This is a genomic window from Trabulsiella odontotermitis (assembly GCF_001297775.1).
In the GTDB taxonomy this organism is placed as follows: domain Bacteria; phylum Pseudomonadota; class Gammaproteobacteria; order Enterobacterales; family Enterobacteriaceae; genus Trabulsiella; species Trabulsiella odontotermitis.
The window spans coordinates 34696-48959 of the sequence record NZ_LIFX01000017.1 but is presented as its reverse complement, the minus strand read 5'-3'; the positions used below and the strand labels follow the sequence as shown (position 1 = coordinate 48959).

Here is a 14264-nt window from a genome sequence, read left to right as displayed (position 1 = left end):
AAACCAAGGTTTTAGAAAAGCAGTTACACATAGTGAAATCTGCAAGAATCCTCCACATGTGACCTACAGGAGGAAAAATGATGGCCATGATTGGTTATATCCGCGTATCAACAATTGACCAGAACAACGATTTGCAGCGTAACGCACTCATAAGTGCAAGTTGTGACCGTATTTTTGAAGACCGTATGAGTGGGAAAGTGGCTAACCGGCCAGGTCTTAAACGCGCTTTAAAGTGCATTAATAGCGGAGATACGTTGGTGGTATGGAAACTGGACAGGCTTGGACGAAGTGTAAAGAACCTGATAGCTCTGATATCAGAACTGCACGAACGTGGCGCTCACTTTCGCTCTTTAACAGATAGTATTGATACAAGCAGTGCCATGGGGCGCTTTTTCTTCCATGTTATGTCAGCACTGGCCGAGATGGAGCGCGAGTTAATAGTTGAAAGGACAATGGCTGGTTTGGCTGCAGCCAGAGCGCAGGGACGTATAGGAGGCAGACCCAGAGTGTTGCAGCCACATGAACGTGATCAGATACAGCGATTGCTTGCTAAGGGACATACGCGACAAGAACTGGCAATTATTTACAGCATCGGTCTGTCAACGTTGTACAAGTATTTCCCGGTAAATGTGAAGCGGGAGCAAAACGAGGTGGTATTGTAATTCTTTTGCAAATGTTGAAACGCCGCAGCGATGCCATTTATCTCACGGAAATGGACGCATTTATCGCGCGGCGCATCACATCGTCTGGGATCGTGAAACCGGCAAGCCGATTTATAACGCCATTGTCTGGCAGTGCCGCCGCACCGCGGACATCTGCGAACAGCTCAAACGCGACGGCATGGAAGAGTACGTGCGTAAAACCACCGGTCTGGTGATCGACCCGTACTTCTCCGGCACCAAAGTGAAGTGGATCCTCGACCATGTCGAAGGCTCCCGCGAGCGGGCAAAACGCGGCGAACTACTGTTCGGCACCGTCGACACCTGGCTTATCTGGAAAATGACCCAGGGGCGCGTTCACGTCACCGACTACACCAACGCCTCGCGTACCATGCTGTTCAACATCCATGATCTGGACTGGGACGACAAAATGCTCGACGCGCTGGATATCCCGCGCGCCATGCTGCCGGAAGTGCGCAAATCGTCTGAAGTGTACGGCCAGACCAACATCGGCGGTAAAGGCGGCACGCGTATTCCTATCGCCGGGATCGCCGGTGACCAGCAGGCAGCGCTGTTTGGTCAGTTGTGCGTCAAGGAAGGGATGGCGAAGAATACCTACGGTACGGGTTGCTTCATGCTGATGAACACCGGCGAGAAAGCCGTTACGTCGGAGCATGGGTTGCTGACCACCATCGCCTGCGGACCGCGCGGCGAAGTGAACTACGCGCTGGAAGGTGCGGTGTTCATGGCGGGCGCATCCATTCAGTGGCTGCGTGATGAAATGAAACTCATCAACGATGCCTTCGACTCTGAATATTTCGCCACCAAAGTGAACGATACCAACGGCGTGTACGTCGTACCCGCGTTCACCGGTCTCGGCGCGCCGTACTGGGATCCGTATGCCCGCGGCGCCATTTTCGGTCTGACCCGCGGCGTGAATGCCAACCACATCATTCGCGCCACGCTGGAGTCGATTGCCTACCAGACCCGCGACGTGCTGGAAGCGATGCAGGCCGACTCCGGCATTCGTCTGCACGCCCTGCGCGTGGACGGCGGCGCGGTTGCCAATAATTTCCTGATGCAGTTCCAGTCCGACATTCTCGGCGCACGCGTAGAACGTCCGGAAGTTCGCGAAGTTACCGCGCTGGGTGCGGCTTATCTGGCTGGTCTGGCGGTGGGTTTCTGGCAGAATCTGGATGAATTGCAGGAAAAAGCAGTCATTGAGCGTGAATTCCGCCCGGGTATTGAAACCACCGAGCGTAATTACCGTTACAGCGGCTGGAAAAAAGCGGTGAAACGCGCAATGGCGTGGGAAGATCACGACTAAATTCATCAGCCGCAGTAGAGAGCCGGGCAGACGCCCGGCTTTTTTATTAGCCGAAGATCGGCAGCATCAGGTACAGCTTGATCACCAGCGCGTTGACGATATCAATAAAGAACGCGCCCACCATCGGCACCACGAGGAAAGCCATGTGTGACGGGCCGAAACGTTCAGTAATCGCCTGCATGTTGGCAATCGCCGTCGGCGTTGCGCCGAGACCAAATCCGCAGTGCCCCGCCGCCAGTACTGCCGCATCGTAGTTTTTGCCCATCATGCGCCAGGTGACAAACATCGCGTACATTGCCATCGCCAGCGTCTGCACCACCAGAATCACCAGCATTGGCAACGCCAGCGATGCCAGTTCCCATAGTTTCAGGCTCATCAGCGCCATGGCCAGGAACAACGACAGCGAGACGTTACCCAGCACGGAAACCGCACGCTCAAACACGCGATAAAACCCCAGCAGCGCCAGACCGTTACTCAGGATCACGCCGATAAACAGCACACAGACAAACACCGGCAGTTCAAACGCGGTGCCCGCCAGCAGTTGCGCAACCACACGACCCACAGTCAGGCAGATGGCAATCAGCGCGATGGTTTCAATCAGCACCAGCGAGGTGATCATGCGCCCGACATCCGGCTTCTCAAACGCGGTGGGAACTTCCTGATCGTCCGGCGTGCCATCCGGTGTCGACGAGTGTTTAACCAGATAACGCGCCACCGGGCCGCCAATCAGGCCACCCAGCACCAGGCCGAATGTCGCACAGGCCATCGCGACTTCCGTCGCATTCGCAAAGCCGTAGCGTTCCACAAACAGTTTACTCCACGCCGCCCCGGTGCCGTGGCCGCCCGAAAGCGTGATCGACCCCGCCAGCAGCCCCATCAGCGGATCGAGTCCCAGCACTTTTGCCATCCCGATGCCAATCGCGTTTTGCATCAGCAGCAGGCCGACCACGACAATCAAAAACGTGCCGAGCACTTTTCCACCCAGTCGCAGGCTGGCAAGGTTGGCGTTAAGGCCGATAGTGGCGAAAAACGCCAGCATCAGCGGGTCTTTCAGGCTCATATCGAAATCAATTTCGATATCCATGCTTTTTTTCAGCACCAGCAACGCCAGCGCCGTTAGCAGGCCGCCCGCGACGGGTTCGGGAATGGTGTATTTTTTGAAAAGGGGAACCGTATGGACCAGTTTGCGCCCCAGTAGCAGCACCAGCGTGGCGGCCACGAGCGTCGATAAGGTATCGAGATGAAACATAGAAAAGCTCCTTATTAGCGCATGCTCCATTCACACGCGATGTAGTGTTCCTGTGCCGATTAATCTCTTCATGAGGAATCAGGAGCCGAATTTTAATCAAAAAGTGGGCAAAAATTACAGAAAAATGGTTCATGACAGGTTATTTCTGCGGAAAAACTGCCTTTAGTGAAATAAAACGGTAATTTTTCGTGGTTGCGTAAATTATTTCGCCAACGCCAGCAAACGTTTGCTTTTGCCGCACAGTTCGATAAAATCCCCACTTTTCCACCACGGGACTGCCTTAGATGTCTGTTAACACCCTCGAGTCAGAAAGTGCGCAACCGGTTGCGCAGACTCAACCCAGCGAATTAATCTATCGCCTCGAAGATCGCCCGCCCCTGCCGCAAACCCTGTTCGCCGCGTTCCAGCATCTGCTGGCGATGTTTGTGGCGGTGATTACCCCGGCGTTGTTGATCTGCCAGGCGCTGGGATTACCGGCTGAAGATACGCAGCACATTATCAGCATGTCGCTGTTCGCTTCCGGTGTGGCATCCATCATTCAGATTAAGGCCTGGGGTCCGGTGGGTTCCGGGTTGCTCTCTATTCAGGGAACCAGCTTCAACTTTGTCGCGCCGCTGATCATGGGTGGTACGGCGTTAAAAACCGGCGGTGCCGATGTCCCGACCATGATGGCGGCGCTGTTCGGCACGCTGATGCTCGCCAGTTGTACCGAAATGGTGCTGTCCCGCGTACTGCATCTGGCGCGCCGCATCATTACGCCGCTGGTCTCAGGCGTGGTGGTGATGATTATCGGTCTGTCGCTGATTCAGGTTGGCCTGACTTCCATTGGCGGCGGTTACGCGGCGATGAGTGACCACACTTTTGGTGCGCCGAAAAACCTGCTGCTGGCCGGGATCGTGCTGGTGCTGATCATTATCCTCAACCGCCAGCGCAACCCGTATCTGCGTATTGCGTCGCTAGTCATCGCCATGGCGGCGGGGTATCTGGCGGCGTGGGCGTTAGACATGCTGCCCGCGAATACCGCGCCGACCAACAACGATCTGATTATGGTGCCAACGCCGCTTTATTACGGTCTGGGTATCGACTGGAATCTGCTGCTGCCGCTGATGCTGGTCTTTATGATCACCTCGCTGGAAACCATCGGCGACATTACCGCCACCTCTGACGTTTCTGAGCAGCCCGTTTCCGGGGCGGTGTATATGAAGCGCCTGAAAGGCGGCGTGCTGGCGAACGGTCTGAACTCTTTTGTCTCTGCGGTGTTCAACACCTTCCCGAACTCCTGCTTCGGGCAGAACAACGGCGTGATCCAGCTGACCGGCGTCGCCAGCCGCTACGTCGGTTTCGTCGTGGCGCTGATGTTGATCCTGCTCGGTCTGTTCCCGGCAGTCAGCGGCTTCGTGCAGCACATTCCTGAGCCGGTACTGGGCGGCGCAACGCTGGTCATGTTCGGCACCATCGCCGCTTCCGGTGTGCGCATCGTCTCCCGCGAACCGCTTAACCGCCGCGCGATCCTGATTATCGCCCTGTCGCTGGCCGTGGGCCTGGGCGTCTCTCAGCAGCCGCTAATCCTGCAGTTTGCGCCGGACTGGCTGAAAAATCTGCTCTCCTCCGGTATCGCCGCTGGCGGTATCACCGCGATTGTTCTGAATCTGGTCTTCCCGCCAGAGAAAGCGTAATCCCCGCACGACAGCGGCCTGGCCGCTGTCGTGACATCGAAATACACGATTCCCTCCTTGAGCATTGCGCATAATTCGTGCATAACACTCTTATTGCACTTCTCAGGATGGAAGCCCATGAAATTTATCGGGAAGCTGGTTCTCTGGCTGCTGATCGCCCTCCTGGTGGTGATCATCGCCTTCTATTTTCTGCTCCAGACGCAGTGGGGCGCGCGACGGGTCAGTGGCTGGATCACTGATCACACCCGCTATCACCTCGCTTTCGACGCGATCGATCATCGTTTCTCGTCGCCTGCCCATATCTTGCTGAAAAACGTCACTTTCGGTCGCGACGGCAAACCGGCAACGCTGGTCGCCAGAACGGTGGACATCGGTCTCAGCAGCCGTCAGCTCACCGACCCGCTGCACGCCGACACCATTCTGTTACAGGACGGCACGCTGAATCTCTCGCCATCCACGGCGCCGCTTCCCTTCGAGGCTGACCGCCTGCAACTCAGCAATATGGCATTTAACAGTCCGCAAACGGACTGGGTCCTGAGCGCCCAGCGCGTCACCGGTGGCGTCAGTCCGTGGCTGCCGGAAGCGGGTAACGTGTTAGGCAAGAAAACGGCGATTCAGATGAGTGCCGGATCAATGACGCTCAACGGCGTTCCCGTCAGCAACGTATTGATTCAGGGCTCTATCGACAATGGTGTTGTCACGCTTGATACCCTCGGTGCCGATATGGCGCGCGGGTCGCTGACCGGTAAAGCGCGTCGCGAAGCGGACGGCAGTTGGGTGATTGATAACCTGCGGCTGGACGAAATCCGTCTGCAAAGCGACAAATCGCTGGCTGACTTTTTCGCGCCGCTCGCCACGGTGCCGTCGCTGCAAATCGGTCGCATCGACGTGACCGACGCGCGTCTGCAGGGACCGGACTGGGCGGTGACTGATCTGGACATGAGTTTGCGCAACCTGACGCTCAGCAACGGCGACTGGCAGAGCCAGGACGGTAACCTGTCGATGAACGCCAGCGAGTTTATCTGGGGCAGCATCCATCTTTTCGATCCTATCCTGAACGGCGAATTTTCTCCGCAGGGTATCGCCATCCGCCAGTTCACGTCCCGCTGGGAAGGTGGTCTGTTGCGCACCTCCGGCAACTGGCAGCGCAGCGATAACGGGCTGGTGCTGGACGATATCGCCATTGCCGGTCTGGAATATACGTTACCGAAAAACTGGAAACAGCTGTGGATGGAACCCATGCCGACCTGGCTGAGCAATCTGACGCTGAAAAAAGTGAGCGCCAGCCGCAACCTGGTGATCGACATCGATCCCGCCTTCCCGTGGCAGATCACTTCGCTGGACGGTTATGGCAACAACCTGCAACTGCTGAAAGATCGCCAGTGGGGCGTGTGGAACGGTAACGCCACGCTGAACGGCGCGCTGGCGACGTTTAATCGCGTTGATGTGCGGCGTCCGTCGATGACGCTGACGGCCAACGCGTCGACGGTCAATATCAGCGAACTGAGCGCGTTTACCGAAAAAGGCATTCTGGAAGCGACGGCGACGGTTTCTCAACTCCCGCAACGGCAGGTCAACGTGAGCCTGAACGGACGCGGTGTGCCGCTGAATGTATTGCAACCGTGGGGTTGGCCTGCGCTGCCGATCACTGGCGACGGCAATCTCCAGCTCACCGCCAGTGGCAGCGTGCAGGCCACCGCACCGCTGAAACCCACCGTCAGCGGTCAGCTTAGCGCAGAGAACATGAGCCACCAGAAAGTCAGCCAGACGATGCACGGCGGTGAAGTCGCCACCGCAGCGCCTCAGCCTGCGCCTGAAACACCCGCCGCACCATAATCTCCCGCCCCTGACGCGAGTCAGGGGCATCTCTTTCCCATGAAACCTGTTCGCATTTTGTGACTGTTTGTACCTATTTCTCGCAACAGGTTCCGGTTCGCCGGTGTAGTTGATATAACTCCTTTACTGGAAAAGCATTCAATAAATAAAAATTCCCTTTAAAAAAGGTACAACTACTATGTCTGGGATACGTCAACGTATTCTGGAGAACATGCAAAAATTCTCCAGAGCCATGATCGGCGCAGTCTTGTTTTTACCTGTTATTGGTTTAATTCTGGCATTGAGTTCGATATTAACGAACCCGACGCTCATTTCAGAAACGAATTTTTTACATCAAATCGGCCAGCTGTTGGGGGACACGTTCTGGCCGTTATTTGGTAATTTAGGATTATTGTTTTGCGTGGGGATTAGTTACGGTTTAGCAAAGGATAAAAAAACAGAAGTCGCACTGGTTGCGGTGATGTGTTTTATTATGTTCCTCGGCGCTAACCACTCCTGGCTGGAATATACCAACGGTATCGCCGAAAAAATTAACGGCGAATATTACGGTACCGGGCAAACACAAATTCTGGGATTTGTGGTCGTCGATATGGGCGTGTTCCTCGGTATTATTCTTGGCTGCACCATTGCCTGGGTGCATAACAAAGTCACCGGTATTGAATTGCCCGGCGCGCTGTCCATGTATGGCGGCGCGAAACTGACGCTGATTGCCATGACCCCGGTGATCATCCTCTACGCCATGGCTTTTACCTGGATCTGGCCGTTCATCACTCACGGTATTGCTGCGCTGACCGGCTTTATGAAAAACGCGGGCGTGGCGGGAGTGTTCGTCTACGGCTTCTTCGAAAAATTCCTCATCCCCACCGGGTTGCACCATTTCGTCTGGTCGCCGTTCCAGCTCACGCAGATTGGCGGCACGCTGAGCGTTGACGGGCAAACGGTCTCCGGGACGCAGGCGATTTTCCTCGCCTACATGCGTCACCCGGATCTGACGCCGGTGATGAACGAAGCGCTGCGCTTCTCGCAACAGGGCATGACCACCATCTTCGGTCTGGCCGGTGCGGCGCTGGCGTTCTATCACACCGCGAAACCGGAGAAAAAGGTGCTGGCGAAGGCGATTCTTTTGCCTGCCATCATTACCTCGATGCTGACCGGGATCACGGAGCCGATTGAGTTCACATTCCTGTTTATTTCGCCGCTACTGTGGGTAATCCACGCGACACTGACCGCGGCGTCACAGGCGATTTGCGATATCTTCACCGTTCGCCCCTGGGGTGCGTCGGGCTTAATTGAATTCCTGATCTATAACCTGCCGCTGCCGGTCGCCTTAACCCGTTGGCCGATGTATGTGGTGATTGGCGTTGGTCAGTTCGCAGCGTATTACCTTATTTTCCGCACCCTGGTCGTCAAACTGAAACTGAAAACGCCAGGTCGTGAAGATGATGACGACGTGAAGTTATACAGCAAAGAAGATTACCGGCAGAAAATTAAACAGAATGCGCAAACCAGTAATACCACCACCGATGAAATTATTCGTGGGCTGGGCGGTAAAGAAAATATTATTTCCATCGACAACTGTTTTACCCGCTTACGGGTGGCGGTACATAACCCCGATATTGTTGACGATGCCGTTTTGAAAAGTACCGGCGCCAATGGCGTGGTGCATAACCGAAATGAAGTACAAGTTATTTATGGCGTCAGGGTTGGGCAAGTTCGCTCCAGCGTTGACACCTGGCTGGCAAATAATTAAGTGGGAGACGTTATGAAATTAACCGTAATAGGTGGCGGCGGTGTCCGTTCAGCATTCCTGGCGAAATCGCTGGCGTACAATGCGCATCGCATCGGCTTACAGGAGGTGGTTTTTCTCGACAGTTCTGCGGAAAATCTGACGCTATTCGGTGAAATCGCGCGCTATGTATTTAATACCATTCGTCCGGATATCCATTTTTCCCTGACGACCGATCCCGTTGCGGCGCTGAAAAGCGCCAATTACGTGATTACCACGCTGCGCGTTGGTGGCGACGCAAGCCGCATCCGTGATGAACGCATCGCCCTTGAACACAACACGCTGGGTCAGGAAACCACCGGCGCGGGCGGTTTTGCCATGGCGATGCGCTCCATTCCGGCCATTCTGGACTACTGCCGGTTGATTGAAGAACATGCTGCCAAAGATGCCATTCTGTTCAACTTCACCAACCCGTCAGGGCTGGTGACGGAGGCGATTATCAAATCTGGCTTTAAACGCCGGGTGTACGGGATCTGCGATGCGCCGTCGGAACTCATTCGCGAGCTGCCGTCGATTCTGGGCTGCAACCCGCAGGATCTGAAAGTCGAGTGCTACGGGCTGAACCATTTCTCGTGGTTTACCCATTTCACCGTGCGGGGCGAAGACGTCACCGAGAAGTTAATCAACAATCCTGAGCTGTACCTTAAAACTGCCATGCAGTATTTCTCGCCGGAACTGGTCCAGCTGTGCGACAAACAGTTGCTGAATGAATATCTCTATTACTACTACTATCGGGAAGTGGCGCTGAAAGCAATTCAGGACGCGCCGGAAACGCGTGGCGAGCAGATCGCCAGCATCAACCAGGATATGCGCCAGGAGCTGGCAGGCGTCAACGTACGGGAAAACCCGGAAGCGGCGTTTGATATCTGGATGAAACACTATCTGCGCCGTGAAAACAGCTACATGCAGAGCGAGTCGCATCAGGAGAAATTCAACACCCGCGAACCGCTGACGCTGCAGCAGTTTATTGAAGAGCCAGATACCGGCGGTTACGCAGGCGTGGCGCTCGATATTCTCGAGGCGGTCAACAGCAACACCACGAAACGTATTGTGGTTTCGCTTGCCAACAACGGTACGCTGGATTTCCTGCAACCGGACGACGTGATTGAAATCAGTTGCGATCTCAGCCGGACGGGCCTGAACCCCGTCACGCCGAAGCACGTCCCGACGGCGCAGAAGAACATGATTTCCTGCGTCAAAGAGTACGAACGTCTGGCGGTGGCGGCAATTCTTAACCGCGACCGCACGCTGGCGGTGCGCGCGTTAATGGCGCATCCGTTGGTGGGCTCATGGTCACTGGCGCAAAAACTGGTCACGGCGTATCTCGACGACACGCACTGCAAAGACTGGTAAGGGTTTATTCGGGGGTATCAGCAGATGCCCCCGACGCGGTCTGCCTGAACCACAGTTTCAGCAAATGCTCAAAACCTAAAATGCAGTAACCGAAGAAGGGGTTGCTCCAGTAAATATCGTCATCGTATTTTTGCGGGTCGTGAATAATAAAGGAGGTATCTGCCGCCTGGGCTAACGGGCTTTTATAATCACCGGTAAAGCAAATGAGATCGATGTCTTTGCCTTCCAGTGCCTTAACCCAATTTAACGCCGAGCTGCTACGGCCAGATTTAGACACAATCCAGATCGCATCAAATTTCGTTGCCGTTTTTTGTTCGAGTATTTCATAGTCCGGCCATAACGCCAGACTGGCATTAACGCCAATCACCAGGAACTTATTATAAATATACTGTGCAATAAGCTGTGAAAACCCGCTGCCGTGGATCAGAATGCGATGATGCTGTAATCCACTGAGCAGCGGGGTCAGTTGTTCTGCGGGCTGAATCTTCATGAAATCAACGTCATTGGTGACGTCCAGTTTGGGCATCGTAATATTAAACTTAATGAAATAGACCAGCTCCAGCCAGCCGCTGAATTTCAGTTTTTTCGCCAGACGCACCAGTGAGGAAGGATTACTGTAACAGCGCTCCGCGACGGCACGAATTCCGTCACGAATACATTGTTCCGGATCGTTCTGAATGGTCCGCAAAACGGTTATTTCAGTTTTGCTTAGTTTCACATCGCGAAAAATATTTTCCAGTTCCATGCACCCCCCCCGAATAATGAAAAAGGACTGTAACAGACATGTGGATTTCAGTATGTGTATTCTTTCACTTTTCCGGAATAATAATGCCATGAAAAGGAATTTGTCTTTACTGGCGATGGCGTTTTTCTTATGGGGGAATATTACCGCCATTAACAGCACCATCATCCTTTTCTTTTATCATTACTTCCAGATTAGCTGGCAGCAGGCGATGCTCATCACCGTCCTGTTTTATATCGCCCCGTTTATCAGTTGCCTGCCCTGCTCTGTGCTGATTGCTCACTGGGGCTATCGGCGCGTACTGCAATTTTCATTACTGTTGAGCACCGCTGGCTGCCTGTTGCTCGCGGCGGCGATCAGCATGAATACCTTTTATGGATCGCTGCCAGGAATGTTCATTGTCGCCACAGGCGTGGCCGCCATGCAGGTGGTCGCTAACCCGTACCTGTCGCTGCTTAGCCCGGCTGACCGGCGGGTGAGTAACCTGAGCCTCGCCTCAGCGGTCAATTCGCTGGGCACCACGCTGGCGCCGGTGTTTCTGGCATTGCTGTTGAAGCTGTATCCCGCAGACCCTTATCTTCATCAGGAGCCGGTCAGCGGATTATGGTTCATGCTGGCGCTGGCCTCGATCGCGTTGCTCATCGGCAGCGTCATCATTCGCCTGCCGGATGTGCCTCGCCCGCCGCTGGCGGCGCTGCGTTTTTCCAGCCTGCGCCAGCAACCACAGCCGTTGCTGAGTATCGCCGCGATTTTTGTTTACGTCGGCGTAGAGGTGGCGATCGCGACGAGTCTCGTCCAGTATCTGACCCTCTCCGCTGGCTGGTCGCCGGAAACCGCCATGTCGCTGGTCTCACTCTACTGGGGCGGCGCGCTGGTCGGGCGACTGCTGTTTGGTCTGTTTGCCAGCAACGCCCATAATGCTGCCGTGTTTCGAACCGCAACCCTGCTGGGCGTGCTGCTGGTTGCGCTGGCGACAGGGCTCAACAATGCCGCTGGCGGGTGGCTGTTACTACTCACCGGCCTCGGCAACTCGGTGATGTATCCGATTATTTTTGGTCACACCCTCAGTCAGTATCCGCAACAGGCAAACCTGCTGGCGGCCGCGATGGTCATGGCAGGCATTGGCGGGGCGATCATTCCCTGGTTGCAGGCGGTGATCATTGATAACGTCAGCCTTCATCTGAGCTTTCTGCTGCCGATGGCGCTCTATGCGCTGCTCGCGGTGTGGGGCAGGATCGCCTTTGCGAAGGAGAAAAACAGCGTTACGCCTGATCGTTGCCCTCTCCCCTGAAGGAGAGGGCATCAGCGCCGTTACAGCGTGATCACCAGTTCATTATGCTCTGGTGTCACCACCGCACCCCATTCGCTGCTGGTCACCGTACCGCCCTGCACCTCTGCCACCTGCGGCACATTGCGCAGGCACAGCGACCAGCCGCGGGCATCGCCTTCGCCCTTGACGGTCACGCTGTTGCCGCAGCGCGTCGCTTTGAGCGTAAAGACGACCTCACCGTTCGCCGCAGGCACCTGACATATCGCCTCCGCGCCATCGGCGAGACTGAACAGCTGGAATGCCGTTCCTTCATGCCAGGCGTAATCTGGCTTCTGGTTGTTATTCCCCAGCGCCAGCAACGTGTTTTCCCGCACATACACCGGCAGGCTGCGGAAATCATGCTGCTGTTTCAGCCAGCGGTTGCCCTGCACTTCATCGTTGTGCCACAGATGCGTCCAGCGTCCTTCTGGCAGGTAAAACTGTACGTCACCCGCTTCTGAGAAGACCGGCGCAACCAGCACCGCATCGCCAAGCATGTACTGCCTGTCGAGATAATCGCAGGCCGGATCGTCCGGGAACTCCAGCATCATGGCGCGCAGCATCGGCGTTCCGGTCTCATGGGCCAGTGCCGCCTGACGGTACAGGTATGGCATCATCCGGCATTTCAGTTCCGTAAAGTGGCGCACCACGTCACAGGATTCGTCGTCATACGCCCACGGCACGCGGTAGGATTTGCTGCCGTGCAGGCGGCTGTGACTGGAGAGCAGGCCGAACACGCACCAGCGTTTATAGACGTGCGCCGGGGCGGTATTTTCGAAGCCGCCAATGTCATGGCTCCAGAATCCAAAGCCTGACAGGCCAATCGACAGCCCGCCACGCAGGCTTTCCGCCATCGATTCATAGTTGGCGTAGCAGTCGCCGCCCCAGTGCACCGGAAACTGTTGCGCACCGACGGACGCCGAGCGAGCAAACAGCACGGCCTCCTGTTCGCCCACGGTCTCTTTCAGCACGTTCCACACCAGTTCGTTGTAGATGTACGCATAATGATTGTGCATTTTCTGCGGATCGGCACCGTTATGCCACACCACATCGGTAGGAATGCGCTCGCCAAAGTCTGTTTTAAAGCAATCGACGCCGATATCCACCAGCCCTTTCAGCTTACTGGAGTACCATTCACAGGCTTCCGGGTTGGTGAAATCATAAATCGCCAGCCCCGGCTGCCATTTATCCCACTGCCACAGCGAGCCATCCGGGCGTTTGAGCAGATAACCTTTCTCTTTCAGCTCGTTGAATACCGGGGATTTCTGCCCGATGTACGGGTTGATCCAGACGCAGATTTTCAGCCCTTTCGCTTTCAGGCGACGGATCATCCCTTCCGGATCGGGGAAGGTCACCGGGTCCCACTCGAAATCGCACCACTGAAATGCTTTCATCCAGAAACAGTCGAAATGGAAAACATGCAGCGGCAGGTCGCGTTCGGCCATGCCGTCAATGAAGCTGTTGACCGTTGCTTCGTCATAGTTAGTGGTAAACGAGGTGGTGAGCCACAGACCAAACGACCATGCAGGCGGCAACGCCGGGCGCCCCGTCAACTGCGTGTAGCGGTCAAGCACTGCTTTCGGCGTCGGGCCGTCGATCACGAAATACTCCAGAGACTCCCCTTCGACGCTGAACTGCACCTTCGACACTTTCTCCGAGCCGATTTCAAACGACACGCACTCAGGATGATTCACCAGCACGCCGTAGCCGCGGTTAGTGAGGTAGAACGGGATGTTTTTGTAGGACTGCTCGGTACTGGTGCCGCCGTCACGGTTCCAGGTATCGACCGTCTGGCCGTTGCGCACCAGCGCGGTAAAACGCTCGCCGAGACCATAGACCGTTTCCCCGACGCCGAGATCGAGTCGCTCAAACAGGTAATTGCGTGCGGTGTTGGTGTCCTGTACGTAGCCGTTATTCTTCACCTGACTGCCAGTGATGCGCACGCCGTTGCGCATAAAATCCAGCGACCAGAACTCGCCTTTGGTGACGCGAACGCTGAGGTTGCCGCTTTTCAGTTCGGCAAATTCCGCGGTGTTCTGCATTTCGACGTTAACGTCTTTCTGTATCTTCAGCGGATAGTGCGGGCCGTTGTCGACAGCACCCTGAAAGTGTTCAATGCGTACGCCGACCACACCTTCCAGCGGTGAGAAAAAGCGAAGGGTGAACAATGGCGTATCCAGTTGCCAGGTCCGTTCCCGGACGTCGCGCGGGGCGGCGTAAACCACCATCTCGTTGCCTTGTTGTTCGACATCGAACACCTGGATCGGGTGGATCAGAGTGAGCCCGGGTTGGATCAGCCAGTTTCCATCACTGATTTTCATCGTTTC

The 14264-nt window shown here is 55.5% G+C and carries 9 protein-coding genes and 1 pseudogene; 7 read left to right on the top strand and 3 right to left on the bottom strand.

Annotation, left to right across the window (positions count from 1 at the left end; translation table 11 throughout):
* Window positions 1–80: 80 nt before the first annotated feature.
* Both AOY23_RS20330 and glpK read left to right on the top strand, forming a co-directional pair.
* Window positions 81–662, top strand: a complete 582-nt coding sequence (locus AOY23_RS20330) for a recombinase family protein (protein ID WP_054181073.1) — start codon at window positions 81–83, stop codon at window positions 660–662.
* A 79-nt stretch (window positions 663–741) separates the two neighbouring features.
* Window positions 742–1986: pseudogene (gene glpK, locus AOY23_RS20325) on the top strand (glycerol kinase GlpK); the annotation flags it as partial.
* A gap of 46 nt (window positions 1987–2032) precedes the next feature.
* On the opposite strand, the gene gltS reads toward glpK, so the two are convergent.
* Window positions 2033–3235: a sodium/glutamate symporter gene (gltS, locus tag AOY23_RS20320; protein ID WP_054181040.1), complete on the bottom strand. Its 1203-nt coding sequence runs from the start codon at window positions 3233–3235 to the stop codon at window positions 2033–2035.
* Window positions 3236–3519: 284 nt separating this feature from the next.
* Here gltS and AOY23_RS20315 point away from each other — a divergent pair, with 284 nt between their 5' ends.
* From AOY23_RS20315 to AOY23_RS20300, 4 genes are all read left to right on the top strand, one after another.
* Window positions 3520–4911, top strand: a complete 1392-nt coding sequence (locus tag AOY23_RS20315) for a nucleobase:cation symporter-2 family protein (RefSeq protein ID WP_054181041.1) — start codon at window positions 3520–3522, stop codon at window positions 4909–4911.
* Window positions 4912–5028: 117 nt separating this feature from the next.
* Entirely contained in the window at window positions 5029–6747 is a 1719-nt protein-coding gene (locus AOY23_RS20310) for an AsmA family protein (protein WP_054181042.1), read from the top strand.
* Between the two features lie 178 nt (window positions 6748–6925).
* Window positions 6926–8497, top strand: coding sequence for a PTS transporter subunit EIIC (locus AOY23_RS20305; RefSeq protein ID WP_054181043.1), 1572 nt, complete (start codon window positions 6926–6928; stop codon window positions 8495–8497).
* 12 nt (window positions 8498–8509) lie between these two features.
* Complete coding sequence (locus AOY23_RS20300; protein WP_054181044.1) at window positions 8510–9886, top strand: family 4 glycosyl hydrolase; 1377 nt, start codon at window positions 8510–8512, stop codon at window positions 9884–9886.
* Window positions 9887–9890: 4 nt separating this feature from the next.
* Here the strand turns inward: AOY23_RS20300 and AOY23_RS20295 are convergent, their stop codons facing one another.
* Window positions 9891–10631 (bottom strand): MurR/RpiR family transcriptional regulator, encoded by a 741-nt coding sequence (locus AOY23_RS20295; RefSeq protein WP_054181045.1) that lies wholly within the window; start codon window positions 10629–10631, stop codon window positions 9891–9893.
* 88 nt (window positions 10632–10719) lie between these two features.
* On the opposite strand from AOY23_RS20295, the gene AOY23_RS20290 reads away from it, so the two are divergent.
* The gene (locus AOY23_RS20290) at window positions 10720–11919 is read left to right on the top strand and encodes an MFS transporter (RefSeq protein WP_054181046.1); all 1200 of its coding nucleotides are present in this window, start codon (window positions 10720–10722) and stop codon (window positions 11917–11919) included.
* A 20-nt stretch (window positions 11920–11939) separates the two neighbouring features.
* Here AOY23_RS20290 and yicI read toward each other — a convergent pair whose 3' ends face one another.
* Window positions 11940–14258 carry an alpha-xylosidase gene (yicI, locus tag AOY23_RS20285; protein WP_054181047.1) on the bottom strand — a complete coding sequence of 773 codons (2319 nt, stop codon included), beginning with the start codon at window positions 14256–14258 and terminating at the stop codon, window positions 11940–11942.
* Window positions 14259–14264 lie beyond the last annotated feature (6 nt).

Bases quoted from the DNA above. Each gene is read 5' to 3' on its own strand.
- AOY23_RS20330 (WP_054181073.1), top strand. From the start codon at position 81: ATGGCCATGATTGGTTATATCCGCGTATCAACAATTGACCAGAACAAC.
- gltS (WP_054181040.1), bottom strand. From the start codon at position 3,235: ATGTTTCATCTCGATACCTTATCGACGCTCGTGGCCGCCACGCTGGTG.
- AOY23_RS20315 (WP_054181041.1), top strand. From the start codon at position 3,520: ATGTCTGTTAACACCCTCGAGTCAGAAAGTGCGCAACCGGTTGCGCAG.
- AOY23_RS20310 (WP_054181042.1), top strand. From the start codon at position 5,029: ATGAAATTTATCGGGAAGCTGGTTCTCTGGCTGCTGATCGCCCTCCTG.
- AOY23_RS20305 (WP_054181043.1), top strand. From the start codon at position 6,926: ATGTCTGGGATACGTCAACGTATTCTGGAGAACATGCAAAAATTCTCC.
- AOY23_RS20300 (WP_054181044.1), top strand. From the start codon at position 8,510: ATGAAATTAACCGTAATAGGTGGCGGCGGTGTCCGTTCAGCATTCCTG.
- AOY23_RS20295 (WP_054181045.1), bottom strand. From the start codon at position 10,631: ATGGAACTGGAAAATATTTTTCGCGATGTGAAACTAAGCAAAACTGAA.
- AOY23_RS20290 (WP_054181046.1), top strand. From the start codon at position 10,720: ATGAAAAGGAATTTGTCTTTACTGGCGATGGCGTTTTTCTTATGGGGG.
- yicI (WP_054181047.1), bottom strand. From the start codon at position 14,258: ATGAAAATCAGTGATGGAAACTGGCTGATCCAACCCGGGCTCACTCTG.